We start from the raw sequence: 26,561 nt of genomic DNA on the forward strand, positions 1-26,561 counted from the left end.
TGTCTCTCTGTGAATGTTGAAGTCATGCCGAAGAAGGGTTACCTGGCCCCGCGCTCAGGGTGCAGTGGCGCGGATGACGGTCTTGACATTGAAGTGCTCGAGCAGCCCTTCGGAGCCCATCTCACTGCCGTACCCGCTCAATTTGATGCCGCCGAATGGAACTTCGGGTGGCGTGATCGCGAAGGTGTTGATGCTGACGGAACCGGCCTTGACATGGCTCTGCAAGAACTGCGCAGTCGCGAGCGAGGCGGTGAAGGCGAAGGAGCCGAGGCCGTACTCCACTGCATTTGCGCGAACTACGGCCTCCTCAATGTCGTCGTAGGGAATAAGCACGGCCAGCGGCCCGAACGGCTCCTCGCTCAGGATCCGGGCCGAGGGGCTTGGGCTATCGACGACCGTTGGCAACCAGAAGTTGCCGTTCTCGTCACCACGCCGCCCGCCTACCAGCACGCGGGCGCCGGATTGCTCAGCATCCCCGACCAGCGATTCCATCGCCGTCTGCCGCCTACGATTGGCAAGCGGCCCCATCTGCACGTCAGCGTCAAGGCCATTGCCAACCTTGAGGGCACCAGCGCCACTCGCGAATGCGTCGGCGAACGCGGCGTGTACCTTGCGGTGGACGAAGAAGCGCGTGGGCGAATGGCAGATCTGCCCGGCGTTTCGGAACTTAGAGGCGACCGCTAGTTCCGCCACTCGCTGGACATTCGTGTCTTCGCACACGAACACTGGCGAGTGTCCGCCGAGTTCGAGGGTCAATCTTTTGAGCGTGGCGGCTGCCTTCTGTGCAAGTAGAAGGCCCACCGGCACCGAGCCCGTAAAAGACAGCTTCTTGACCTGCGGGCTCGAGAGCAGGCGTTCCGAGATCTCGGCCGGTTTGCCGTAAAGCATGTTGAGCACCCCTTTGGGAAGTCCGGCCTCGATACACAGTTCTGCGAGAGCCACCCAGATGCCGGGTGTTTCCTCAGCGGGCTTGAGCACGACGGTGCATCCGGCGGCCAGGGCTGTCGCGACCTTGCGCGCACCCAGCGCCGCGGGATAGTTCCAGGGCGACAGGGCAGCCACCACTCCCACCGGCTCGTAGACTACGAACTGCTCAAGACCCGCGAAGCGAGAGGGCACGATGCGTCCATAGACACGTTTTCCCTCTTCGGCCATCCAGTCGAACGTATCTGCTGTGGCAGTGAGTTCGCCAACCGACTCCCGGAGGGTCTTGCCCTGTTCCAGAGTGAGAACGACGCTCAACCGGTCGATGTTCATGCGAACCAGTTCTCCGATGCGTCGCAGAATGCCCGAGCGTTCAAGCGCGGTACGCCGGCTCCACGGCGCGAAAGCCCGTTGCGCCGCATTCACCGCGGCGTCGATGTCGTTGAGAGTGGCGACCGGAACTTCCCCGAGCCGCTCGCCGGTGGCGGGGTTATGCACCTGGAGGCATTCGCGTTTACCGGCAGGAATCCACTCACCATCGATAAGCAGCGCGGCTGCGGGGTAGGTATGCAACGTAGCGCTCATTTTGTGTCTCGCCTGAATGTGTAGTGGACCGGCATCAGCTTCGGGCCTGACGCGCGGTTGCTGTGGACGTACTCGAAATGACCAGCAAGCTCGATCTGCTCCACGCGGCGCACGAACTCGCGGAAGAACGTGCGCACCTCGAAGCGAGCGAGATGCTGGCCGAGGCAGGAATGCACGCCGGACCCAAAGCCCAGATGCCGATTTGGCGCGCGGTCGATGCGGAACAGTTCCGGCCGGTCGAATGCTTCCTCGTCGCGATTCGCCGAGGGATAACAGAGCATCATGCGATCGCCGCTGTTGATCGCCTTGCCGCGCAGCTGGGTGTCCGCGCAAGCCGTGCGCACGAAATGCTTGATGGGGCTGACCCAGCGAAACATTTCTTCAGCTGCGCTGCTGGCGAGTTCGGGCCTCTCGCGCAGCAGGGACATCTGGTCCGGATTGCGGACCAGTTCGAGCAGGCCGCCGGCCAGAGTCGCAGAGGTCGTGTCGTGGCCTGCGGTAGCAAGCGTCAGGAAGTAGGACAGTGTCTCGAGTTCGGGCGCTGGCTCGCCGTTGATCCTCATGTTGGCGATCGCCGAGGCGAGGTCGTCAGTGGGGGCCTTGCGGCGCTCGTCCACGATGCTGCGAAAATAGTCATAAAAGTCCTTGAACACTTGGCCCCGCACCGAGAGCTGGTCCTTTCTTTCCTCGCGTATGTGCACCGGGTCCTGTGGCGCGAGTAGCGCCTGCGTGAGAGCTAGCAGGTGCGGATGGTCCACCTCCGGTGCGCCCAACAGACACATGATCACCTTGAGCGGAAGCCAAGGCGCAATGTCGTTGGCGAAGTCGCACTCTCCCCCAGCCGCCTCCATGCGGTCCAGCATCTCGCCCACCACTGCGTTGATGGTTGCCTCCATACGCTTGAGGTTCGCCGGCATGAACCAGCTCTGTGTAATCGCGCGGTAGAGCCGGTGATCGGGTGCGTCCATGTGCGTGAGCGCACGGATGTAGTTCTTGCCCTGCGTCTCCGAAATCATCGTCGCGAGGTCTGCGTTCGAGAGCATGAACGACATCGGCGCATTGATGAAGATTTCGGGGTGCTTACCGATCTCGATGATGTCGCTGTGTTTAGTCACGGCCCAGAAAGGCGGGAAACTCTCGGCGGTGGTGTAGTGCAGCGGATCGCTGGCTCGAACCGGCGCGAAGACGGCCTGCGCGGCCGGATCCAGCGCAAAGATGGAATGGCTCGCGAGAAGGTTGTCGTTGATGGTGGCGGTCAAGGTGTTCTTTCGTGTTACGGCGTCTGGCGCGAGTTTTCAAAGGTCCAGCACCAGGCGGGGCGACCGGGCTCTGGAACAGCAGATCAGCACCGTATCGTTGCGCGCGTGTTCTTCGTCGGTCAGGTAGCTATCGCGGTGGTCGGGAATGCCGTCGACAACGAGGGTGCTGCAGGTGCCGCAGATGCCCTGTTCGCACGACAACAGCACCGGTAGGCCCTCGTCTATGAGCACGCTGGCGATGCTGCGGTTGGCTGGGATGTGGAATACCCGGCCGGAGCTCGAGAGTTGGACTTCGAACGTGTCGTTGGCATCCTCATCCACTTCGGCAGGCGAGAAGAATTCGTGGTGCAGATGCGTCGGCGCCCAGCCAGCCTGCAGTGCGGCAGTTTCGGCGGCTGCCATGAAACCAGCCGGGCCGCATACGTAAACGTGATGCTGCCGGTCGCCGTGCGCAAACACCGCGGCCAGATCCGCCAGGTCGCCCGGTTCGTCGTCGAAGTGCAAAGCAACAGACGCGGCGAAAGGCGCTGCGGCCAGTTCTTCCGAGAATGCGGCGACCGCACGCGAGCGACACCGGTAGTGCAGGCGGAACGGAGTGCCTTTCCGATGAAGTTCTTGGGCCATCGCGAGGATCGGCGTGATGCCGATGCCACCCCCGAGGAGCAGCGCTCCCGGGGCTTCACCGACCAGCGCGAACAGGTTTCTCGGCGCGCCAAGCGCGAGCGTGGTGCCCACGCGGGCGTGGTCCCATAACCAGGCGGATCCGCCGCGCGAAGCCGGCTCGCGCAGCACAGCGAGTTCGTAGGCATCGGTGTCCCAGGGCCGGCCACACAATGAGTATTGCCGCACTAGGCCGTTGGGCAGGTGCACGTCGACGTGTGCGCCGGCTGCGGCGGCGGGCAGGGTTGAATCTTTGCTCGCCAACACGAGCCGTGCCACGCCGCCCGGCAGGTCGTGGCGGGCCATCACGCGGACCTCAATAGTCACTTTCGCGTTCATGCGGCGGGTCCTGGTGTGCCGTTGAACGTGAGGACCGGCTTGATCACTTCGCCGCTCTCCATCGCCGCGGCGGCGGCATTGATCTGCGAGAAAGGAAAAAAGCGGATTAGCTTCTCAAAAGGAAAATGGCCGCGTCGATGCAGGTCGATCAGCCGCGGTATGAAGACGCGCGGGACCGCGTCGCCTTCAACCACCGATTTGATGGTCAGCCCGCGCATCAGCAGCGTCGAACTGATTGAAGCGTGCTGACCGGCGCGCGGCGCGCCGAGAAGAGCGGCCGTGCCACGTGAGCGCAGCGCCTCGAAACAACCGTTCAGCAAGCCGGGGTTGCCAATTGCCTCGACCATGTAGTCGGCGCCGCGACTGCAAGTGAGAGCCCTCACCTGCTCGGTCACGTTGCCTTCGCGCGCATCGATCGTGTGCGTTGCGCCGAGTTCGCGTGCCAATGCCAAGCGCGACGGCTGCACATCCACAGCGATCAGGGGGTTGCAGCCCTCAATCCGCGCAGCCATAAGGGCCGCCATGCCGACGGCGCCGAGCCCAAAGACCACGAAGCTGTCGCCCTGTCGCGGCCCCATCCAGTTCATCACGGCACCTGCGCCGGCCATGAGACCGCAACCGAGCGGACCAAGCAGCGCCAGCGGCAGGTCGGCAGGCACGGGAACCAGGTGACGTTCCTCCACCAGCGCGTGCGTCGCGAATGAAGACTGGCCGAAGAACGAGCCGTGCACCCTACCGGCTGAATGCGTATGGCAGCAACTGCCATCGGGACGACTGCCGGTGAAGTTGCGCTTGAGGAAGTCGTCGCAACTGGACGGCTGACCCGAAAGGCACGCACGGCACTCGCCACAGTGAGCGAACGACATGACGACATGGGTGCCGGGTGCAAGGTGCGGCGACTTCGCGCCACCCACGACGATTCCCGCGCCTTCGTGGCCCAGCACGGCCGGCATCGGCATGGGCATCTCGCCGTCGCGCACTGCGATGTCGGTGTGACACAGACCGGTCGCTACAAGCTTCACCAGCACCTCACCCAGGGCAGGCTCAGACAGTTCGAGCGGAAGAATTTCGAAGGGAGCACGAGGCTCGGCACACACGGCGGCTAGGACCTGCATTGGCACTTTTGATTTGTGGGTTCAGGAGGAATTTCTCCCTGTCTCGTGGGAGCGGACTCTATAGAGCCGTCGTTGCAATGAACAGGAAACGGCGGTAATAACGACTATTGCGCGGACAAATAACACTCGCTTGGCCCCGCCGCCGCGCTTGAACAGCGATGAGGCTTCACACAACGTAGTCAGGCATTCGCCGCCATGCGATCAAGAAATTCGGCGCAGGTGGGAATGTTGCCGATTAGCCCGACGCGCTGGGCGGCTCACAAACGGCCGGCATCAGCATTGGCGCTGGCAGTGCCGCCCGAGCTACGTTCGATCGCCAGCACGGCTGCCGAGGTCTCGTTGAGCATCACCCGTCCACGGTCGCGCAAGGAACACCGCATGAGTCGCGTGTCCGCCTCACCCGCGCTCGCAAGCTACTTCTTGATGGCGTGCTGCATCGGCGCCTTGCGCTGTTGAACAGCAATGTGTGCCCATGTCGACGCGCTTCGCGCCGAGCGCCGAGCGCCGAGCGACAAGCGACAAGCGGCAGCGATGCCTCTCCCGTCCGCTATTCCGCCCGAGGCGATGACCGGGATCTACAGGTCGCAGGCCGCCAATGCGGTCACAACAGGCCCGCCCACATCGCCCTCGTCCGGATGGCCATCGCATTCGAAGCCATCGATGACACCGCGTCCGCGCCATCACCTTCTTTAGAGAGTGCGCGTGCCACACTGAATGCACCCGTTCGGAGGTCTATCCTGCGTCAGCGCCGTGCGCACTCCGAGCCCGTCGGCATTGGAGAGCGCGCTAGCAACGCGGCCGTCCCGCCAATTGCATGCCGTGCTGGATGATCGGTAGCTGGATGCCGAACTTCCTCGAAAGCATAGTCTCGAGGCGCATGCTCATTGCTGGCGGATCCCGCGCTGATTAATCAGTTCGCCCCAGCGCCTGTAGTCGCTGCGGATGGCCTCGCCGAAGGCCTCCGGCGTGGAATTCACGAGCAGCAGGTCCGATGTCAGCATCTTCTTGAGCGCCTCGCTCGCCATGGCCTTGGCGAACGCCTGATTCAGTTTGTCAACGATCGGTCGCGGCGTGCCGGCGGGCGCGACGATACCGTGCCAGAACGTCGTTACCACTTCCGGGTAGCCCGCCTCCTTGAAGGTGGGCACGTTGGGCAAAGCAGCCAGCCGTTTTTTGGAAGTGACCGCGAGGATTCGGATCGTGCCCGTCTCCGCATGCTGGGCAACGGCGTTGTAGGTGGTGACGGCCGCAGGCACATTGCCGCCGCGCAGATCCAAGATGATCGGGGCCTCGCCGCGGTACGCCACCGACTGTGTAGGAACGCCCGAGGCAGCGCTGAAGAGCTCTGCGGTCAGGTGGGCCAGCCCGCCCATGGCGCTCACGCCCACGGGGAACGGACGGCCGTCCTTGCGCACGTAGTCGCTCAGTTCCTTGAGGTTGCGAGCGGGTACCTCCTTGCCGACCGACAGCAGCATCGGACCGCTGTAGAGCAGCGTGACCGGCGCGAAGTTGTCGATCGTGAACGCCACCTTCACAAAGTGCGGAATCATGGTCAGCTGGCTGCCTTGCACCCAGCCGATGGTGTAGCCATCGGGCTTAGCTGAGGCCACGATGCTGCTGGCCACCACCCCGGCGCCGGCCGACTCATTGCGTATCACGATGGGCGTGCCCAGCGACTGTTGCAGCTCGTTGCCGACCGTGCGTGCCATGTTGTCGAGAAAGCCACCGGGCGACGCCGGAAGGATGAGTTCAATTGGGCGGGAAGGCCAGGCCTGTTGGGCCCAAGTGGGCGCAGAGCATGCGGTCGCCAGTGCCGAGGCCGCGATAAGCAGTTGTCGCTTCTGAATCAATGGGTGTCTCCTAATCTTTTAAAAATAGGAGGATGAGTGTGTGCCGGCTGGCGTGCGGCGCGCAACGCTGGCCGCCCAATACGCCACATCAGTTCTGCCAATAGAGGGTCCGTGGTATTGGCATTCCTAATAGCTGCTATTGGGTGAGCGGGCTGGAACTGTGCAGGCTCAAAACCTACAGTCGGCAACCCTACAACAACGAGCAGGACCACACCAATGACCAAGTGGATCAAGTCGAGCGATTTCGTCTTGCTTTCCGTGCAAAATCGCGTCGCGACCGTGCGTCTCAACAATCCAGATCGCCGCAACGCCCTGTCGTTTGACCTCTTACTGGAATACCGCAACGCTCTGCTAGAAGCAGATGACCTCCGCTCAGTCAGCGTGATTGTGGTTGAAGGCGCGGGCAAAGACTTTTGCGCCGGTTACGACATGAAGGCTTCCTACGCGCGCTACGCCGATGAGGCTGGCGTGGGCGAAAGCCCTTACCGCACAGGCATCGGCTCGTTCGACGACGACGCGTGGAAGCTCGAGCGCTACGCTGAGATGCTGCGCACGCCGTTCGACATCCACAAACCCGTAGTCGCCAAGATCCACGGCAACTGCGTGGCCGGTGGTACCGACTTGGCCCTTTATTGCGACCTGCTGGTGGCCGCCGACGACGCGCGCATCGGTTTTCCCGCGACGCGTGCCATGGGGTCGCCGCCCAACCACATGTGGATCTACAACGTCGGTCCGCAATGGGCCAAACGCTTTTTGCTGACCGGCGACGTGGTGCTTGGCAAGGACGCCGCAAAGATCGGTCTCATCCTCGCGTCGGCACCGGCCGCTGAACTCGACGCCGAGGTCGACCGTCTGGTTAAGGGGATGGCCTCACTCGACCCGGAACTGCTTGCCTGCAACAAGCGCATCGTCAACCTGGCGCTCGAGGTCGGCGGCGCCAGTGTCATGCAGCGGCTGGCAGCCGAGATGGATGCCCGTGCCCATCTGACGCGTGCAAAGCGCGACTTTGACGATGACGTCAGGGAACTTGGCTTCAAGGGCGCCTTCCGCAAGCGTGACGAGCCCTTTGGCACCGGCATCGTCACTCCGACTTGGTAACCGCCATCTTCATACACATGAACAGTCAACTTTCCTCAGTCGGAGCACTCGACGGCATCCGCGTCCTCGATCTTTCGCGCTTCATCGCCGGCCCGTACTGCGCCATGGTTCTCGGTGACATGGGAGCCGAGGTGCTCAAGATCGAAAAGCCCGGACGTGGCGACCCGGCCCGGGGCTACCAACCGCAGATCGGCGGGCGCAGTGCCTACTCGCTGGTGTTCAACCGCAACAAGAAGGGCGTGGCGCTGGACCTGCGCAGCGAGGCCGGCCTGCAGACCCTGCGGGCGCTGATCGAGCGCGCTGACGTGCTAGTCGAAAACTTTCGTCCGGGCACCATGGAAGAGATGGGCCTTGGGTGGGAGCAGATTCACGAACTCAATCCTCGGTTGGTGATGGTGCGCATCTCGGGCTTCGGGCAAGACGGACCGTGGGCGCAGTCGCCTGCCTTCGACGGCATCGCGCAAGCGTTGGGCGGATTAATGGATCTCAACGGTGCGCCCGACGGGCCGCCCACCGTGTGTGGCACGTACTTGTGCGACTACACCTCGGGCATGTACGCCGTGATGGGCGCGCTGGCCGCGCTGCGCGCTCGTGACCGCAACGGTCGCGGTCAGTTGGTCGACATTTCATTGCTGGACGCTGCGTCTTCGCTGCTGATGTCGGCGCTGCCGGAGTACCACCAGCTAGGCAACGCCATGACACGGCGAGGCAATCGCGACCGCTATTCCGCGCCGACCAATGTCTACCGTACGTCGGATGACGCCTGGGTCTACATCGTGTGCGGGGGCGAGGATTATTTCCCGCGGCTCGCGCGCGCCATGCGGCAGCCCGGCATGCTGACCGACCCGCGTTTCTCAAGCGTGACCGCACGGCGCGACAACTGGGACCTCAGCGAGTCCGTGGTGCAGGAGTGGGCACGCTCCCTGCACGCAGAAGATGTGGTCGCTGCGCTGCGCTCTCAGGAAGTGCCCTGCGGCAAGGTTGCCACCATTCCTGAGGTCGCGAACAACCCCCAATTGCGCCACCGCGGGCAGATCGTCGAGATCGATGACCCGGTCTCGGGCAAAGTGACAATGCAGGGCGTGACCATTCGCCTGTCGGAAACTCCGCTGACGATCCGCAGCCCAATGCCCAATGTGGGGCAGCACACTCAAGAAGTTCTTGCTGAATGGCTCGGCGAAGCGGCCAACGCGACACTGCCCACGGAGGCAGTGTCGTGAGCGACCTGGCGAAGTTTAGGCGGGAGACCCGCCACTGGCTCGAGGCTAACTGCCCTCCGCAGATGCGCAAGCCGGTCGTCGAAGAGGAGCGCTGCTGGGGTGGGCGCAAATGGGTGTTTCATTCCGAGGCGCAGCGCATCTGGCTCGAGAGAATGGCTGATCGCGGCTGGACAGCGCCCACGTGGCCCCGCGAGTACGGTGGCGGCGGGCTCGACTATGAAGAGGCGAAAGTACTGCGCGAAGAGATGGACGCGCTTCAATGCCGGCCGCCGATCGAACGAATCAACCAGGGTCTGGCCATGCTCGCACCTCTGATCCTCAAGGTTGGCACAGAGGCGCAAAAGAGCGAACACTTGCCTCGTATTGCGCGCGGCGAAGTGCGCTGGTGCCAAGGCTATTCAGAACCGAACGCCGGCTCCGACCTCGCGTCGCTGCAGACGCGTGCCGAAGACAAGGGCGATCGATTCATCGTGAATGGCCAGAAGATCTGGACCAGCCACGCCGACAAGTCGGACTGGATCTTCATGTTGGTGCGCACCGACGCGTCCGCACCCAAGCACAAAGGCATTAGCTTCTTGCTGGTGGACATGAACACGCCGGGCATCCAAGTCCGCACCATCGATCTTATTTCGGGGAAGTCGTCGTTCTGCGAGACCTTCTTCGACGAGGTGGAGGTGCCCAAGGACAACCTGCTCGGCAACCTTAACGAAGGTTGGGGTTTGTCCAAGCTGCTGCTCTCACACGAGCGGGAGTCGGTGGCGACAACGCGCAATTTCTCATCCGAACGCTCGCTCGGACTGCGCGCGGCCGACTGGCTCGGCCTTGAGGCGGGCGAGTTGGCTGAGCAGAGCCTGCGCGAGGAGATCGCCCGCTACGAGGTCGACCTTTGGGCCTTCGCGGCCGCGGCCGAGCGGCGGGGGGACCTCGCGGCCGCCGGCCAGGGCGGTGGCGGATGGGCGTCGCTTCTGAAACTGACGTATGCGGAGTTGAATCAGCGCCGCACCGAATTGCTTATGGCAGCCGGTGGTTCCGACTTGATCGAATGGGAAAGCGACCGCACGCACCAAGGTGAGGACGCGCGCGCCTGGCTGCGCGCCAAAGGTAACTCCATCGAAGGCGGCACCAGCGAGGTTCAACTGAACATCCTGGCCAAACGCGTGCTGGACCTGCCGGGCACGTAAAGAATCGAAGAGAAAAATGGCACTTGTACTGGACGAGCAGCAATCGATGCTGCATGAGAGCATTCGCGAGTTCCTGGGGCAGGAGGCGCCTGTAACACATCTGCGGCAACTTCGCGACAGCCATCACCCTGACGGCTTGTCGCTGGCGTTGTGGCGCGAGTTCGGTCTGATGGGGTTCGCTGCGACCCTCTTGCCCGAGGGCTTTGGCGGTATGGCGCTGGGCCATGTGGAAACCGCCGTTGTAATGGAAGAGATCGGGCGCAATCTCACGCCGTCGCCGTTCTGGTCGACAGCAATTGCAGGAGCGACGGCGCTCGGTCTGGCGGGCACGCCAGCACAACAACAGGTGCTGCTCCCGCCGATTGGCACCGGTCAGTCTATCGTGGCACTGGCGCTGGAAGAACGCGGCAAACACGCACCGGAGCAAGTGGCCCTTATCGCGCGCATCGAAGGAGGTGAGCTTGTACTGAACGGCGCCAAGACCTTCGTCGTAGACGGGCACGTCGCGAACCATTTCATCGTCGTCGTGCGCATGGAAGGCCAGGGTTTTGGCACGCAGGGCCTCGGGCTCGTGCTGGTCGAGAAGAACACGGCGGGTGTGGATGTCGAGCGCACGGTCATGGTCGATGCGCATAATGCTGCCCGGGTCCGCTTTACCGACGTCCGTGTGCCGATGTCGGCCGCGCTTGGCGAACTCGGGCAAGCCTGGGGCCTTCTAGAGCAAGTGCTCGATGCGGCCCGCGTAGGTGTTGCCGCGGAGTTGCTCGGCATCGCCGACGAGGTTTACCAGCGCACGGTTGCCTTCCTCAAAGAGCGGTCGCAGTTCGGTCGACGCATCGGCGAGTTCCAGGCGCTGCAGCACCGGATCTCGCGGATTTTCGCGCAGGTCCAGGTGACGCGCGCCGCGGTGCTGAAGGCAGCGCAGGCCCTGGATGCAAGAGATCCTCGTGCGAACCTGCATGTTTCGGTGGCCAAGTCGAAGTCTGGCTCCGTCGCGACACTGGCGGTGCAAGAGGCCGTGCAGATGCACGGCGGCATGGGCATCACCGACGAACTGGACATCGGCCTGTTCATGAAGCGGGTCCGGGTACTCGACGAATTGATGGGCGACCATCGCTTCCATGCACGTCGCCTGGCTCGCATCATTGGTTACTAAGGAGCGACCATGAACACCGAATTCACCCATGACGTGCTAGTTGTGGGCGCGGGCGCTGGAGGCATGACGGCTGCGATTACCGCAAGCAAACTCGGGCTGGACGTCTTGGTGGTGGAGAAGTCACGGTGGTTCGGCGGCACCACGGCATTGTCGGGCGGCGTGCTCTGGATTCCGGGTACGCGCCATGCGCAGAAGCCCGATTCGTCGGATGAAGTGCGCCGCTACATGCAACGCGAAGCCGGGGCCCACTTCGACCCAAAGATGATGGATGCTTTTCTGGACGCCGGGCCGAAGATGGTCGAGTTTCTCGAGCGCGAGACCGCCGTGCAGTTCATCCCCACGCTATACCCGGACTACCACCCAGAGTTTCCCGGCGGGGCGGACATTGGCCGCTCCATCTTGGCGGCGCCTTACAAAATCTGTGGCTTAGGCCGAGACATGGCGCGGCTGCGGCCACCGCTCGCCACCATGACCTTCATGGGCATGATGTTCAACTCCTCCAACACGGAGCTGAAGCATTTCTTTCGCGCGACGCGCTCGGTGCGCTCAGCGCTGTACGTGGCGCGCCGCCTGCTGCGGCACTTCAAGGACCTGGTATTACACGGACGCGGCGTGGAAGCCACGAGCGGCAACGCGCTTGCCGCGCGGCTGGCCCGCTCAGTGCTCGATGCGGGTGTGCCGATTTGGACGTCCACGCCTGCGCTCGCCCTCATAACGGAGGGTGGTCGGGTCGTCGGCGCCGATGTTCGCAGGGATGGTGAAACAGTTCGTGTGAGGGCGCGCAAGGCAGTCATAGTCGGTTGCGGTGGCTTCGCACACGATGAGAAACGTACGCTGGCTTTGTATCCGCATCTCAAGCGGGGCGGCGAGCACTTCTCGCCGGTGCCGAAGGAGAACAGAGGCGATGGCATTGCGCTCGCCGAATCCGTGGGCGGCCGGTTCCGCGCCCTCCTGCCGAACGCCGCGGCCTGGATGCCAACATCGAAGGTGCCTCTACGCGGCGGTGGTTTTGGCGCCTTCCCGCACCTGCTTGACCGCTACAAGCCCGGCGTCATCGGCGTGCTGCGCAACGGGCAACGCTTCACCAACGAGTCGAATTCGTACCACGACGTAGGCGAGGCAATGATCGCGGCCTGCGCCAACGGTACGGAAACCGCGATGTGGCTGGTGTGTGATCAGACAGCCATCTCGAAGTACGGCCTTGGGTATGCGAAACCGATGCCGATGCCGCTCTCAACATTGATTCGCAAGGGCTACCTGCATAAGGGCAGCACGCTGGCCGCACTAGGCGCTTCGGCAGGAATCGACCCGGCCGGCCTTGAGCGCACCGTGGAGAACTACAACCGGGGCGCGCAATACGGCGATGACACGCAATTTGGCCGCGGCACGACTGCCTTCAATCGCTACCTCGCAGATCCCGAGCAGCGGCCGAACCCCTGCGTTGCGCCGATTCGCCAGGGCCCGTTCTACGCGGTCAAGGTCGTCATGGGCGATCTCGGCACGTTCGACGGGTTGACAACTGACATCCACGGCCGCGTGCTGGACCAGGACGGCACGCCTGTCGCCGGCCTTTATGCGGTGGGCAACGACCGCGCCAGTGTGATGGGTGGCAGTTATCCTGGCGCCGGCATCACTCTCGGACCGATCATGACTTTTGGCTGGCTGACCGCTCGCTGGATTGCAGATTCCGAATGACAGCGGGAAGTTGCGCTATCGACGCTCACTCAACAATCGTGGTTCGCTCCGGCGAACGTTTTTCGGAGTGGGCAGGAAGGCGATGAACCTCCTGAAGCCAAGGCACTGTCGTTCGTGAACGTCTGGTCGACCGGGGTACAGAGCTCCAGGGAGTCCAGACTGCAGATCGCGATGTCGATCTCCGTGCGCCATCTCGCTTGACTGTGAGCTAAGTCCCCCAGCTGCCCAAAACGAGCGGGCTGCAGCATAGCTGGATCTAAAGCGCGTCATGGCCCGTGAAAAGATTGAGACTTGTCCAGCAACACGCTCTTCATTGGTGGCCGATCTGGTCCAGAGTGTCCAGATGCTTTGACCTGCCCCCTCCCGGCCGTATCAGTGTAATGGCAGTTAAGTCCATCAACTTGGAGAATGACGGACATGAGAAAGAGCAGATACATCGAGGAGCAGATCATCGGTTTCATCAAGCAAGCTGAGTCCGGCTTGCCGATCAAAGATCTGTGCCGCAAGGGCGGTTTCAGCGATGCGACCTTCTACAAATGGCGCGCCAAATACGGCGGGATGGACGTGCCCGATGCCAGGCGCCTGCGTGAGCTCGAGGCCGAGAACAACAAATTCATGAAGCTGCTGGCAGAAGCGCACCTGGACATCCACGCGCTGAGCACGGCCTTCGGGGTAAAGCGATAGCACCGCAAGCCAAGCGTGCGGCCGTCGCCATCATGATTGGGGAATGCGATCTGAGCGAACGACGCGCCTGCAGGCTTGTGGGGCTCTCCCGCTACAGCCATCGCAATCCAACCGAGGCCGATGCCATGACGCAAGAGCTCAGCAGCAAGATCGTCGAGATCGCACATGCACGTCGGCGCTTCGGCTATCGGCGCATTCACGAGATGCTGCGCCCGCACTTCCCGGGCCTTCAGGACTTGAGCCGGCCGTCGAGCTCCGCCTGGGCGAAAAACGCGCTGGCCAGCTTCAGTATCTAGTTGGCCCGGCGCAGCTCCTTATTCTCGCGCTCCAGTTCCTTCATGCGCTGGGCGTCGCCGCTCGTGACGCCCTCGCGTGCGTCGGTATCGACCTCCACGCGCTTGACCCACTCGTGCATCGTCTGCGGCACGCATCCAATCTTCGGTGCGATGGACTTATGGCCGCCCACAACGACGGGCACTCCCCACGGTGCTCCTGCACCATCCTCACCGCGCGCTCACGCACCTCGGGCGAGAACTTGTTCGACTTGCTCATGGCTCAATCCTCTCAGAGTGTTGAGCCTCCTCAAAACCGGGGCGATTCACCTCAGGCCGTTCAAAACGGATTCAGACGCTTGTGAGGAGATGTGGACAAGCCAAGCGCCTGACTGCAACGAACGTCTGGCCAGGATTCGCGACACATACAAGGCCGTGGGCGTGGACCTGTCCTCGCAAGGGACGCATGAGCCTGGCAATAGGCCGACGAGACGGCCTCCCGGAGCGGATTCGGCTGCGGCCGAATGCGAGGCCGACTGACCAGCGAAGCCAAGAAAGAGCACACCGCCGCATGGCGGCGGCACACAAGATCGGCATTGGCGGCGTGGAAGAAGGTCAGCATGGCAGACGGCCCGTCGATGACACCGCCCCTGTTCAGGAGGTCTGTGCCCGCCAGCGTCGAGGACGGCGTCGCATTTCGGAACCCAGCGCAGCAAGGCCTGTCGCAGCCCTGCGCCCGTCCTTCGACGGGGGCTCACTTTGTGAGATGTCGGCGGCGCAGCCGTTGGATGTGAAAACGCGCGCGGCACACTTGCCGCGCGCGTCGCGTCGATTCAAAAAAGCCCCCGCCTGCAGGACGGGGCGCCATGCTCACGCGACAGCGTGCATACCCTCGCGGTCTTCTGCCTCGGCACCGCAGCTGGACTCGGCATCGGTCTCGGCCTTGCCCTCCGGCGCGGCCTGCATGTCGGCAGCAACCTCCTGCCCTCGGAACATCACGGGCAGCCAGCCCGTACCCGCCGCCAGCCGTTCGGCCTCGCTCGCGATCTCGGCCTTCTTGAGCTTGCCAAGCCGATTGACATGATCCGGCGCGAACGCCAGCACCGCTTCCAGAGCCTTGGCTTTCGAGACATGCTCGAAGTAGCCTGCGGCGGTCGGCGTCCACCAGTCGTGCATGTCGAGGTCCACCGCCTGCGCGAGCGCAGCGGCGGGAACTTCCTCCTCGTGCGAGGCCAGCGCGCTGACCGTGGAGGCTACGCACACCGCCAGCAGCGACAACAGTTCCTGCTGCGGGAAGGCCAGCAGTTCGGCAAACAACGCATCCGGGTCGCCGGGCAGGCGGTCGGCCCACGCATCCCGAACCTTGCGCATGCCCACCGCCGCCGGTGCATCCCCAATGTCCAGCGCATGCTGCCCGAGCCCATCCTGCGGCGTGGCGGTGATGTCGACCCGCGAACCGCCCGAGCCATAGCTGTCCACGATCACGCGCAGCGCGAGGCGATGCACCAATGCCGCCAGCGCGACATGCGGATGCCGCGCCACCTCGGCCTGCAAGGCCGCCGTGCGGTGCGCGCTGAGGCGCTTCGCCAGCTTCTCCGAGATGCCGGGCTTGGCCGGATCATCCGCACCCGCGTCCGGGCCGCTGCATGTCGCGCCCTCCTCCTGCCGCGCCTGTTCCCGCAACGCCTTGGCCTGTTCCTCGCGCAGCAGGCCGCGATGCACGACCACGCCGCCCATGGGATCGACCGACACCACGGCACCGGCCAGCGCCACCACGGCGGGCGGGTACTCGATCAGCTGGCGTTCGACGGCCTCCAGTTCGTTGCCCAACTCGTCCATCTCGTCGTGCCGCGCCTGCGCCTGTTCGTCGGTCATGTCCTCGTTTTCATCGTCCAGCCGCTCCTGCAACGTCGACTGCCGGGCTTCCAGCTTGGCGATGCGCTTGGCTTCGGGCTTGCTGGGTTCGCGGCGCGTGCTGCGCGCCCGTTGGAACTGATACAGGTCGGATGACGTGGCACGTGGGACGGCATCCACCCAGGCCCACCCTTCGGCCCGCACCTGCTCGGCCATCGGCGCGAGCTTGTTCCGCGCCAGCGCATCCAACAGCGCGCCATCCGTCAGGAAGATGCCGTTCCGGTCGTCCGCGAACAGGTCGCGGCGAACCCCACCGCCCGCCTGCTCGTAGGCCTCCACCCCGACGAAACGTGCCACCGCATCGCGGCTCGCGTCGATCTCGTCGCTCGTCAGATGATCGCGCAGCGCCTCCGGACTGCGCTGCCATTGCGGCGATTCGTAGAACGCGGCTTCCTGCGCCGCGTGATCGTCGGTGATGGCGAGCGCCATCAACTGCTCCAGCGTCACGGCCTGCGTTTCAAAGTCCGCCAGCAAACGGGGCGAGACGTTGGCGAGCTTGAGCCGCCGCTGCACCACGAGAGGCGTGACGCCGAAATCGGCGGCGATATCTTCCACTGGCCGGCCTTCGGCCACGAGGTCCTTCCACGCGAACAACTCCTCGATGGGCGACATGGCCTCGCGCTGCACGTTCTCGGTGAGGCTGACAGTGCGGGCTGCATCATCAAGCACCAACAGGCAATGCACCCCGTGGTTCTTCGCCAGCTTGCGACGCTTAACCAGCAGCTTCAACGCGGCCAGACGCCGCCGCCCGGCCACCACGTCGTAGTGCTCGCCATCGGGCGCGGCCACCACGGTGAGGTTATGCAGCAGGCCGACGCGCGCGATGCTCGCGGCCAGTTCGGGAATCGACCTGCCGCCGCTCTTGCGCACGTTGCGGCTCGAAGGCCGCAGCCTGGGCAGCGGAATCAGCAGCAGTTCCTGCGAGGCCGCGAAGGCGGCGGCAGCGCCGCCCGTGGCGATGGTGTGGGTTTCTTGAAAGGTAGCGGTGTTCATGGTGTAGCTCCCATCGGAACAAGATGAAGAAAATGGGGAATGGATGGAGGGACTGCGCGCCCCTCCGGGCTGAGGGTTCAGGCTTTGAGCTGACGCATGCCATCGGCCAGCAGCCAAAGGGCGCGATTCAATCGCAGGTTCTGGTCGATGCCCTGCAGCGGGCGCGTGCTCTGGCGGCGCCCGTTGGCGGCACGCCCGTTCAATCCGCCCTTGACGAGGTTTTCCTGGGTGCGGTTGAACACGCTCCACAAATCGCGGCGGTCGTCGTCCGTGCGGCGCGGCATCAGGATTTGCGCTTCGGTGATGGGCGCAGGCTTGTGGGGCTCGTCGTACTTGAGGGTCAGCGCGGCGCGGGCGAACACCTCCGATTCCCTGGCGTCGAGCGTGATCGCCTGCATGGCCTCGCGGGATTCCGATGCACGGTCGAAGCCGCCCAGAACCTCATACGCGCCCTCGATGACGTGGCTCGCCACGTCGCCCTTATGCGGCACGCGCACGTCCGCCACGGTGTCGCCGCACACCAGCCCGTTCTGACAGACGAAGCGGAACATGCCCGCCAGCATCTGGTAGCTGCCGGTGCCGTCGTGGGAGTTCAGCAGGATGATTTCGTTGGCCTCGCGGCCATTGATCTGGCTCGCATGGCGCAGCCGGATCATGTGCTTGGTGAAGTCGCGCCGCCCTTCCTGGCGCACGCGGGTCTGGCACACCATGAAGGGCTCGAAGCCCTCCCCTCGCAGTTCGGCCAGCACCGTGGCCGTGGGTATGTAGCTGTAGCGTTCCGAGCGGCTGCCATGGGGAGCCTCCGCGAAGATGGACGGGGCCACGGCCCTGATCTGGTCATCCGACAAGGGATGTTCCGAGCGCAGCACCGGCGAAGCCGGTGCGAAACGGGAACCGAGTTGCATAGTCTTTCTCCTGACAAGGTTGGCTGTTGAACAACCCCCACCGGATTCCTAGATTCGGAGCCCTCTTCGGGTCTTCCGGTGGGGTCGGCACGAAGAACCCGGTTGGCCTCGTTGCCACCGTCTTTCCTGAGTTCATCGCCCGCGACGGTCAGGAGCGCGCGGCCGGGTGCCGTCAAGGAGGAAAGCGCCAGGGCGGTGCGGGCCGCAGGCGCAGCCGAGGACACGGCCTGGCGCGCCGTGACGGCACCCGGCCGCGGGCTACAGTCGCGCACAAGGTGATGAGCTCAGGAAAAATGGCTGACAGGCAACGGTCGCCCTCTTTGCCGACCCCACGCAAGCGAAGCGCGCAGTCCCGGATCAACGAGCCGGGCCGAAGGCGTCAGCCGAGCGGAGCGAGACGAACGATGAACGCCCGCAGGGAGCAAGGTGCCAGGGTGGCTCGATGCGCAGCACGACGCCGCGGCCGGCCATGTCCGCCTGGCCGGAGGCGCCCGGAATCAGTTACCGTGAGGGCCCGTTCAACCCACAAGAACAAAACTCCGGATGAGCACCACCCCAACGACAACAGAGACCCGCGTGGCCGTCCTGGTCGACTGCGACAACGTGCCACCCGACATCCTCGAGCACGCGCTGCGCATGGTGGCCCAGTTCGGCCGCGTCGTGCTGCGGCGCGGCTACGGCAACCAGGGCACRCTGGCCAACAAATGGCAGGACGCCCTGGTGCGCTTGGCCTTCACCCCTTGCCTGCAGTACCAGTACGCCGCCGGCAAGAACACCGCGGACATCGCCCTGGCGCTCGATACGTTGGAAGCGCTCTTCGACCAGCGGGCCGACACCTTCTGCCTGGTCACCAGCGATTCCGACTTCGCCTACCTGTGCCGCAAGCTGCACGAACGCGGCGCCACCGTCTGCATCGTTGGTGAGCCCAAGACACCGGACGCCCTGCGCAACGCCAGCGACCAGTTCTTCGAATGGGTCCGCCCGGAGCCTCCGGCGGAGGCAGTCGTCGAGGCCGCACCGAAGACCACGGCGAAAGCGGAGCCGACCAAGGCCGAACCGCCGAAGCAAGAACCGCCAAGCCGGCGCCGAAGCGCCGGCCACGCTTCCTCGTCGAGGCCGTCGCACTGCTGGCCAGCGACACGTCAGAAGGCAAGGTGGGCCTGGGCGTCCTGGGCCAGTACCTCAAGCGCACCGACCCGGCCTTCTCGCCCCAGACCTACGGCCACTCGGGACTGTTGAACATGGTCAAGACCTACGACCTGCTGGCACCTCAGCAGGAGCAAGGCGGCCATTGGTCGGTCAGCCTGCTGCCCAAGGCCGAGGGCATCGCAGAGGCCGACGCGCCGCGCGCCTAGATCATCGGCACAAGGGCCCGCAGGCCCCGGGGTCACAGAAATCCTCGCTCGGCCATCGACACGACCGTGCTGCCCGCGACGATCAGGTGATCCAGCACCCGCACATCCACCAGCGCGGCCGCCTGCCTGAGCGTCCGCGTCAGATGCTCGTCGGCCAACGAAACCTGGGCACAACCGCTCGGGTGGCAATGCACCAGCAGGAGCGCGGAACTGCTGAGCGCCAGCGCATCCTTGACCACCTCGCGCGGATAGACCGAGGTCTGCGTCACCGTGCCCCGGAACATCTCGACGTAGTCCAGGACCACATGCTGCGCATCCAGGTGGACTATCGCGAAAACTTCATGGGGCAAGGCCCCGAGCCGCGTCCGCAGGAAGTCCTTGACCACCGCCGGCGACGTCAGCACGTTGGCGCCGCGCACCCGGCTCGCCAGCACCCGCTGCGCCGCAGCCAGCACTTCATCGGCCTCGGCCGGCCGGTACGCGCCCGCGACATCGCGAACCAGCAGCGAAGACGAAAAAACCGAAACGAAGGAATCAAGGGAAGAGAACAGATCGTGCGACATGGCGGACTCCAGTGATCGGGCGGGATTGCCCGAGACCGGAACCGGCACGCCGCAGCGCAGCCGTCAGGGTTCGACAGACGGCCGAAGGACGCCAGCGTGCGCAGCACGCGCAGACCTTGACGGCGAGAAGGGTGTGCAAGGATGAAGGGAACCAGCAAGCCGCCCCACCACGCAATGCACCCGCACTGGCAAGCGCAGCGCGGTTGCTCTTCCATGAGGAAGGGGCACAGGACGCTGATAAAAAAGAGGGTCAGAGGCTCGGATTCGGCGTAAGCAACCGGCCTGGCCGGAGCCTTCCTTTTGACTGACGATGGAGATGTGCGTGAGACGATCCGAACTGTATGCGTTGGTCTGGCAGACACCGCTTCGCCATCTGGGGCCGAATCTCGGCCTGTCCGATGTCGGACTCTCCAAGCTCTGCCGCCGATACAACATCCCTGTTCCGCCCGTCGGCTATTGGACCCGTCTCGCGGTCGGCAAGATCTGCGTGCAGACCCCCCTGCCGCCTTCCGACGTCGATCACGAAATCCACCTGTCGGAGAAAGACACCACGGCGGCCCGCTCCTCCGACGCCACGAGGATCCAGCAGGTCCAGCAAGCGTTTTCCCGGGCCAAGGATGCCGTAGTGCTGCAGCCCATCGATGTCCCGCCCTCACTCGACCACTGCCACCCGCTGGTGGCGAAGACCGCTCGCTTTTTTCAGTCCATCCAGCGCGATGAGGCGAAGTTGGCGGTGGAGGCTGAAGAAGCCAGGCGACTGCGCAAGCCTTTCTTCGGCGGCATGTCGAGCCACCGGATGACCACGGGCCGGTACACCTCCGGCAGCGGGTGCCTGCGCATCACCGCGACCCTGACCCACATCGACTGGATTCTCCGTTTCCACGAAGCGCTCATCCGGGGACTGATCGCCGGAGGCTGCCAGGTCGTCGCTGGCCGGGGAGATACATCGAATACGGTTGAAATCCGGCGCGCGGGCGGCGCCATCAGGCTGAACTTCTCCGAACAGGTGGAGAAGATTGCCCAACCCAAGCACCAGGATTTCCTCTTTCATCGGGATGAGTACAGGGCCCTCGATGGCTTCAAGCTGAAGCTGGAGAGAGACTGGCACGTCATCGCCCGCCAATGGACAGGCACCCGCGAACAGTTGCAGCAGCAACTCCCGGAGATCACGCGCGCCCTGATCGCATTCCCGGAAGCCGAAGCACTCAGGTCCAAGCTGGTGGCCGAAGAAGCCGCCATCCGACGAAAGCAGGAGCGGGAAACGGCCAGGGCACACGACGTCGCAGTGGCCGCAGAGCAGGCGCGTGCGCAGCGCCGGGAAGCGCGGGCGAATCAACTGCCTCGCGCCGTCGCGGTCGGTCAGTCCCTGGCGACCTATCACACTGCCCTGGATGTGCTGTCGCGCCTGGAGGGGATCGCCGGCGATCAATCCCAGGATGACGCATTGCGCACATGGATCGCACTCGTGCGAAGCAGCCTCAAGGACCCCGTGCATGAACTGGCCGACACATTGCGTGCCGAAGCGGCGCAGCCGGAACGGCCGCTTTGGTGGCCGGAATGAGGCGCGGCCCCGGACCACATCACCAACCTTCGCAGAACGATCGGAACCCGAGATGGCCGAAAACCGCCGAATCCTTGCGCACGTTCTCATCGAAATGAACCCGCTCGCGGATCAGGGCGCGGAGGCCACCAAGGCCGCACTGCGATCGGCAATTCAGGTGGGATTGAATGCCCGGGTTCTGGAACTGAACGTCTTCCCGCTCGCCGCGGAAGATGGTGCGCGTCATGTGAAGGCGCAGATTCCGCGCTCAGTACCCTCGGACCATGATCAGGTCGTCGAAGAGTACATGTACAGCGGTATGCAGGTGCAGATTTATCGCGAGGCTGGGCAAAAATCGCCGCCCGGCTACTTCGCCGTGGTCTTGAACCCGAATGCGAAGAATCCCAGCGGAGCGGTTCTCGACGCAAAGTCCTACACCGAACTGAAGCAAATCGCCGAAGCACGAGCCGAACGCAAGGCGTTTCTGCTGCAAAGGAAGAAGAGCAGAGATTGAGGAGCATCGGCCCAACACCCACCTTTGGTCAGAGTGCACGAATGTTCACCATTTGCTGAACGCCCTTTCCGATTCGCACGCCCGGCGCTCCGATACGCTTCGCATCGCTACAGCGGGTCGGTCTCAACAGACATCCCTGGCAACCTATGGACGTCCCGCAACGGCATTGGACGCGCTGCGGAAGAATCGAAAGGAATGCCCATGCGAGCCCAAACCAACCCTGAATCGAGCGCGTTCGTCGCCGCAGATCCTGCCGCTCAACGAGCCATGCAGGCGGCTCGTCTGCTGCAGGAGGCGCTCACGCTTCTTTGCTCCGACTCAGCGATGCCGCTGGCGCAGACAATCAGGCGCGCCCCCGACAGGCTTCTGAGATTGCCTGAAGTCGAGCGCCTCACCGGCCTGCGCAGGTCAGCCATCTACGAACAAATGCGCAGGGGCATCTTTCCGCGGTCGGTGAAAGCCGGACAGCGCACCGCAGCATGGCCAGAGAGCGCCGTGCAATCGTGGATCGCGGAGCGCATGAACGGGCGCACGACTTGATTCGATAAGCCGGACCGAGCCGTCCGAGCGGCGTGAACCTGCCCTTCGCACTCCGTCGGGACAGCACATCCTTCATGCCAGCGGACGGGGGACTCTCCCGGGGGCTGTTCCCCCTCGCAGGGAACTGGCGCTCCCGACCCGTTGCTGCCGCTCACACCGTCCAGCTGAACGGCAGCTGTGCAGCGAACGCGGACCGTCAGCCTTGTGATTGCGGGTGAGTAGCGTCTGTCGCCCTCCGTCGTGCCCCTCGCACATGCTTATGCGGGTCCTAGGCATTTGCGGGGTGCGGTTGCGCCTAGAAGGCTGCTGCCGACACTTTCAGCATCCTCCAGGACGTAATAACGTCGAACAACAGTTGGTCCGCGGAGATCCGAGAACTGCTTGCATCGCAAGCGTAAGCCCAGCGACGAAGGACCACAGCCTTGGCGAAGAGATTCGTCGCTGGTAGACGAGCCATTGCGCCAACGGCAACTCGAGCGACGGTTTGTTACGCTACAGGTCGAGCCGCACGCAAGCGGAGAACAGACCAAAAAGAGACGGGATCACAGGAATGGCGACGATTGGTGCAAGCACACGACAAAAGATCGCTGAGATCTCCGCGATGGTGGATAACAACCGCGTTGTCTCAGCCTCGAAGGATCTTTCCGAGCTGATGAGGCTAACGCCCAAGGACGCGCTGCGCTTCCTGCAACCGGAGCTTACAGAACTGATATCCAGGTTCGCGAAGAACCGGAAAAGAGACCTACTAGCAGAACTGGCGCATTACCTCGGCCGTGTCAATTCCCCAGTCGCAACATCGCTTCGAGTTCGCAGTGGCAACGCCACTGAGACGTCACATCATTCTCAAATGGCATCCCTTGCGAAGCGATATGCCGGACACTTTGATGATCTAAGGGATAGGCATATTTTTCAGTGGGCCACCTACTATCGGGATACCCTTTTGTTCATCTTTGGAGATGCACGGGACAAGCTGGCCACATCAGCGGAGTGGCATCAGGAGATCGAGAAGATCGGCCAAGTGGTCGCGGGTCACTCGGCGGACGTATTCAGCAGAGGCTTTCGGTATCAAACGGACCAAGGCCTTTCCATCGAGTTCTCGGAGATCAAATCGATCAGCGGCTTGCAGAAATTTCTGTATTTAGTTATTTCGGTGTTCGTGGAGCAACGGGTCAACATCTCCAATGCCAGAGACGCAGAGATATCTTGGAACCTTGCTTCAACGCTGCTCACGAGCGTCCTTGCAGGTTTTGGGAGAGCAGCTTACGAGTCTGAACCAGGATGGAAACTTCTCGCGCGCAACTTCCCAAATTGGTTGCCCCCGCTGGGATTCTGTAGGGGCTCAGATGCACTGAACTTAATCGAAGAATTCCCCGAAGAATGGCGCAATCGCGATGCTTACGTGACGTTGGTCCCGGTGCTATTAGGCATAGAGCGCTTAGCACATAGGTTTCATGACGACGACATTTTCCTTCCGCGGCTCAGCCGGCTTTCAGTCGGCCATCATGATCGATTGGATCTGACTCTCACCATTGTCAAGAAGGGAGTCAATCAAGATCTTTTGGTCTCCAGCTATTGCACGGGAATCATAAGGAGCACTTACCAGCTGAGTGAGGCTTTATCGCTACGGGCGGCGATTGTCGTTGGGCAACTTGACCCTCGACTGTCGGAGCACGATCAGTCTGCTCAAGTCCTTAACGCGAGCGAAGTAACGCCTAGCGCGGAGCAGGTCCAAAACTTCGCTGAAATGATCGACTCCGAACTGCATCGACAGGTCACCGCCAATGCGGCGGCTCACGATCCCGGCACCCTCAACCGCAACTACGCTAGAGAGTTCCCGCTAGAGGATCCGGATTTCCGCAAGCAGTTTCTAGTTCAGAGGTATAGCGTCACGCGTCTATTGGAGGATCTTGAGGGCGGGACTGGCGTTCACCTCTGGTGTAGCGTACGACGCTCGGGCAAGACCACGGCTGCCAGTAGTCTTGCCGACCTAAGTGGCCAGCTCGCAGTGGTAATGCAGACGATGGATCACCAGCCACATCAGAGTGAACAGAACATTTTTTCACGCAAAGTTGAAGAAGCTCTATTCTCGGAAAAGGCCCTCGCGCCCGACTTCTTTCAGTCGATCGTGAGCGAGTGCACTCTCGCCACAACTGCCTTTGATCCCAAGGACAAGAAGGTTGTCTTCATCGTTGATGAGTACGAAACACTGTTCGGGTTGATTGAGTCCTCGGTGGACCGCGACGCCAGTGTCAGGTATACGGTCGCGCTTCCATTGCTGAGTCAAATGGTGGCGTTCGCCTCCCGGAACCTCCTGATCTTCATGGGGCAGCGGCCTGATGCACACCTTGTCCTATCGGCCCAGAACCAGCTCAGTCCACTCGTGCGTCAGTACAACTTTCCGCTGTTTGAACACCACGCAGGAGCTGTCGACACTGAGTTCACCCAACTGTTGCGACGGGTACTGCAGGAGCCTCTTCCTTTCGACTCGTCGTTTTCCGACGTTGTGCACGAGGAGACCAACGGCCATCCATATTTGACTGTGAACTTGATGGTCGATTTCTGCGACTGGCTCATCTCTACCGGATTTAGACCGGGAAACAGCCCATTGGACGCCGCACAGTTCACAAATTTCACTAGGGACCGTCTGGCTGCAGCTGCGCTGCAGCGCAGTCCCCACTATGTGTTCTTCCATGGGATGCTCGCGGAGTACGCGAGTGAACGCGGGCGCACTAGAGAACCGTGGTTGTCCGCTATTACCAACGTGTTGCAGGAGATCACGAGAAGGCATCCGAGAGCATTCGCTTGCTCCGTAAACAGCTTCAACCAGATCGCGGCCCCATATGGACCACTCATTCAGATGACGCCCCAGCGATTCCTGGCCAGCGCGTCTATGTCTAACTTCTTGATCGATCAGGGCGGACAGGTAAAGCCTGGTGTTCGCCTTATGGCTCGTCTCGCGGCGTCCGTCACACCGAAAATCAATTGAACATGGAATACATTGCAGCCCGGGTTGCCGAAATGCTCTCAACCATCGCGTGGAAGCCTAGCTACGTTCTGCGCATTTTCTGGGTTCAACACTCCGCTGGCAGCAGAAATCAGTTCGCTGAGGAGTTGCCGAAGGTAGTTGGGGCGGAGGGCATTGTTGCCATACCAGTGCGGGACGCTGGATTCCAAAATGCCAACGCCATCTTCTCAGACGTTCAGCGGCTGTTTGCGGACAACAAACCGGCGATTGAAGCGCTGCACTCCTTGGCGATCCAACGGCTGTCCATCATCTTGATCGGAAAGAGCGACTTCCAGCTTCCTCAGGGCTCTTCGCACATTACGCTACCTCGTTGGTTCCCTGTGGACGCTGGGCGCGAAACATTCTTCGAGATCGCCGACCTTGGAATGACCGCCGAAGCAGCGCTTCTGAACTGTCCAGAGGCTCGGCTCGACCAAATTGCAGAGTTCACCTACAACCTAGAGACAGCCATTACCGACCGCCTTGCTGCCTTGCAGTCGACCGATCGCGCCAAGCTAGATTTATTTGTTAGCACTGCTCATAACGGTATCGTTCCCGATAGCGCCGCGTGTGTGCGCGAGTACAGTAGAGAACTCGCACAGTGCGCCAGCCCGCGAGCTTATCGGCCTAAAGCAGCAAAGGAATCCAAGGCGCTGATAGCACGGCTGCTGAGATTAGTGCTGAATATCTCGCCGAAACAACTTTCGGGAACTGCGGAGAAATTCGCCGAGTGCTTTTCCAATGCGGACCACATTCGCCTGAAGCCGCCCTTGTTTGCTGTCATGTTGAGACCTGCCACGGAAATGAGTATTGGAGCGGCCAACTGGCATTCCATTATGCTTGCGCTCTATCAGGCGTATCAGCTGATGAACGGCGCTGCACACGCAGACGAGTATCCGCACTATTCCGTCGCCCTACAATTCGCCAGTTCCGTGGATCTCCGAACATTCCTGGCAGCGGCGCGTCAGTACGTAGACACGCTCGGATAGAAGTGAAGCCACGCTACGCGACTTCCGGCATACATCAAGGTCATCTGCAGCGAGGACAGAACGACTGCAACCAGTCGAGGCCGTGTGAAAACACATTGAATCCGTGGGGGCCGTCGCCTAGATTGAATCAACGCGGCTGACCAGGATGAGCCATGAAGCGATTCATCGAGGGCGAGGACCGAAGCCAGGTCACCTTGCTACCGCAG

General features: G+C 62.7%; 21 protein-coding genes and 2 pseudogenes. 13 read left to right on the forward strand and 10 right to left on the reverse strand.

All coding sequences use genetic code 11. The features are described 5' to 3' along the window. Nucleotides 1-54: 54 nt before the first annotated feature. From AC1DSF_RS28000 to AC1DSF_RS28025, 6 genes are all read right to left on the reverse strand, one after another. Entirely contained in the window at nt 55-1,509 is a 1,455-nt protein-coding gene (locus AC1DSF_RS28000; protein WP_478183851.1) for an NAD-dependent succinate-semialdehyde dehydrogenase, read from the reverse strand. After that, nucleotides 1,506-2,768, reverse strand: a complete 1,263-nt coding sequence (locus tag AC1DSF_RS28005) for a cytochrome P450 (RefSeq protein ID WP_478183852.1) — start codon at nt 2,766-2,768, stop codon at nt 1,506-1,508. Before AC1DSF_RS28005 ends, AC1DSF_RS28000 begins: the two co-directional genes overlap by 4 nt. A gap of 36 nt (nt 2,769-2,804) precedes the next feature. Beyond that, entirely contained in the window at nt 2,805-3,767 is a 963-nt protein-coding gene (locus tag AC1DSF_RS28010; RefSeq protein ID WP_478183853.1) for a PDR/VanB family oxidoreductase, read from the reverse strand. Further along, nucleotides 3,764-4,882: an NAD(P)-dependent alcohol dehydrogenase gene (locus AC1DSF_RS28015; protein ID WP_478183854.1), complete on the reverse strand. Its 1,119-nt coding sequence runs from the start codon at nt 4,880-4,882 to the stop codon at nt 3,764-3,766. The genes AC1DSF_RS28010 and AC1DSF_RS28015 overlap by 4 nt, the downstream gene beginning before the upstream one ends. A gap of 257 nt (nt 4,883-5,139) precedes the next feature. Beyond that, the gene (locus tag AC1DSF_RS28020; protein ID WP_478183855.1) at nt 5,140-5,262 is read right to left on the reverse strand and encodes a hypothetical protein; all 123 of its coding nucleotides are present in this window, start codon (nt 5,260-5,262) and stop codon (nt 5,140-5,142) included. A gap of 501 nt (nt 5,263-5,763) precedes the next feature. Continuing rightward, on the reverse strand, nt 5,764-6,591 hold the full coding sequence (locus AC1DSF_RS28025; protein ID WP_478183856.1) for a Bug family tripartite tricarboxylate transporter substrate binding protein: 828 nt from the start codon (nt 6,589-6,591) through the stop codon (nt 5,764-5,766). 357 nt (nt 6,592-6,948) lie between these two features. On the opposite strand from AC1DSF_RS28025, the gene AC1DSF_RS28030 reads away from it, so the two are divergent. From AC1DSF_RS28030 to AC1DSF_RS28055, 6 genes and pseudogenes are all read left to right on the forward strand, one after another. After that, nucleotides 6,949-7,830 carry a crotonase/enoyl-CoA hydratase family protein gene (locus AC1DSF_RS28030; protein WP_478183857.1) on the forward strand — a complete coding sequence of 294 codons (882 nt, stop codon included), beginning with the start codon at nt 6,949-6,951 and terminating at the stop codon, nt 7,828-7,830. 17 nt (nt 7,831-7,847) lie between these two features. Next, nucleotides 7,848-9,050, forward strand: a complete 1,203-nt coding sequence (locus AC1DSF_RS28035) for a CaiB/BaiF CoA transferase family protein (protein WP_478183858.1) — start codon at nt 7,848-7,850, stop codon at nt 9,048-9,050. Beyond that, nucleotides 9,047-10,231, forward strand: a complete 1,185-nt coding sequence (locus AC1DSF_RS28040) for an acyl-CoA dehydrogenase family protein (protein ID WP_478183859.1) — start codon at nt 9,047-9,049, stop codon at nt 10,229-10,231. Before AC1DSF_RS28035 ends, AC1DSF_RS28040 begins: the two co-directional genes overlap by 4 nt. 46 nt (nt 10,232-10,277) lie before the next feature. Then, complete coding sequence (locus AC1DSF_RS28045; protein WP_478183860.1) at nt 10,278-11,387, forward strand: acyl-CoA dehydrogenase family protein; 1,110 nt, start codon at nt 10,278-10,280, stop codon at nt 11,385-11,387. A gap of 9 nt (nt 11,388-11,396) precedes the next feature. After that, complete coding sequence (locus AC1DSF_RS28050; protein ID WP_478183861.1) at nt 11,397-13,082, forward strand: FAD-dependent oxidoreductase; 1,686 nt, start codon at nt 11,397-11,399, stop codon at nt 13,080-13,082. 417 nt (nt 13,083-13,499) lie between these two features. Beyond that, a pseudogene (locus AC1DSF_RS28055) lies at nt 13,500-13,858 on the forward strand (transposase); the annotation flags it as partial. A 138-nt stretch (nt 13,859-13,996) separates the two neighbouring features. On the opposite strand, the pseudogene AC1DSF_RS28060 reads toward AC1DSF_RS28055, so the two are convergent. From AC1DSF_RS28060 to AC1DSF_RS28070, 3 genes and pseudogenes are all read right to left on the reverse strand, one after another. Next, a pseudogene (locus tag AC1DSF_RS28060) lies at nt 13,997-14,318 on the reverse strand (transposase); the annotation flags it as partial. Between the two features lie 590 nt (nt 14,319-14,908). Further along, nucleotides 14,909-16,945 carry a ParB/RepB/Spo0J family partition protein gene (locus AC1DSF_RS28065; RefSeq protein WP_478183862.1) on the reverse strand — a complete coding sequence of 679 codons (2,037 nt, stop codon included), beginning with the start codon at nt 16,943-16,945 and terminating at the stop codon, nt 14,909-14,911. 77 nt (nt 16,946-17,022) lie between these two features. Beyond that, on the reverse strand, nt 17,023-17,850 hold the full coding sequence (locus AC1DSF_RS28070; protein ID WP_478183863.1) for a DUF932 domain-containing protein: 828 nt from the start codon (nt 17,848-17,850) through the stop codon (nt 17,023-17,025). Between the two features lie 543 nt (nt 17,851-18,393). On the opposite strand from AC1DSF_RS28070, the gene AC1DSF_RS28075 reads away from it, so the two are divergent. Further along, a complete protein-coding gene (locus AC1DSF_RS28075) occupies nt 18,394-19,089 on the forward strand; it encodes an NYN domain-containing protein (RefSeq protein ID WP_478183864.1) in 696 nt (231 codons plus the stop codon). After that, nucleotides 19,005-19,205 carry an OST-HTH/LOTUS domain-containing protein gene (locus tag AC1DSF_RS28080; RefSeq protein ID WP_478183865.1) on the forward strand — a complete coding sequence of 67 codons (201 nt, stop codon included), beginning with the start codon at nt 19,005-19,007 and terminating at the stop codon, nt 19,203-19,205. The genes AC1DSF_RS28075 and AC1DSF_RS28080 overlap by 85 nt, the downstream gene beginning before the upstream one ends. Nucleotides 19,206-19,237: 32 nt before the next feature. Here AC1DSF_RS28080 and radC read toward each other — a convergent pair whose 3' ends face one another. Next, nucleotides 19,238-19,768, reverse strand: a complete 531-nt coding sequence (radC, locus tag AC1DSF_RS28085) for a RadC family protein (RefSeq protein ID WP_478183866.1) — start codon at nt 19,766-19,768, stop codon at nt 19,238-19,240. 322 nt (nt 19,769-20,090) lie between these two features. On the opposite strand from radC, the gene AC1DSF_RS28090 reads away from it, so the two are divergent. The 5 genes from AC1DSF_RS28090 (at nt 20,091) to AC1DSF_RS28110 (ending at nt 26,355) form a co-directional block, all read left to right on the forward strand. Further along, complete coding sequence (locus AC1DSF_RS28090; RefSeq protein WP_478183867.1) at nt 20,091-21,329, forward strand: hypothetical protein; 1,239 nt, start codon at nt 20,091-20,093, stop codon at nt 21,327-21,329. A 52-nt stretch (nt 21,330-21,381) separates the two neighbouring features. Next, nucleotides 21,382-21,822: a hypothetical protein gene (locus AC1DSF_RS28095; RefSeq protein WP_478183868.1), complete on the forward strand. Its 441-nt coding sequence runs from the start codon at nt 21,382-21,384 to the stop codon at nt 21,820-21,822. A gap of 201 nt (nt 21,823-22,023) precedes the next feature. After that, a complete protein-coding gene (locus AC1DSF_RS28100) occupies nt 22,024-22,362 on the forward strand; it encodes a helix-turn-helix transcriptional regulator (protein WP_478183869.1) in 339 nt (112 codons plus the stop codon). A gap of 550 nt (nt 22,363-22,912) precedes the next feature. Next, nucleotides 22,913-25,348 carry a hypothetical protein gene (locus tag AC1DSF_RS28105; RefSeq protein ID WP_478183870.1) on the forward strand — a complete coding sequence of 812 codons (2,436 nt, stop codon included), beginning with the start codon at nt 22,913-22,915 and terminating at the stop codon, nt 25,346-25,348. A gap of 2 nt (nt 25,349-25,350) precedes the next feature. Further along, nucleotides 25,351-26,355, forward strand: coding sequence for a hypothetical protein (locus AC1DSF_RS28110; RefSeq protein WP_478183871.1), 1,005 nt, complete (start codon nt 25,351-25,353; stop codon nt 26,353-26,355). Nucleotides 26,356-26,561 lie beyond the last annotated feature (206 nt).

It is taken from the genome of Variovorax sp. 01N429 (assembly GCF_056399425.1).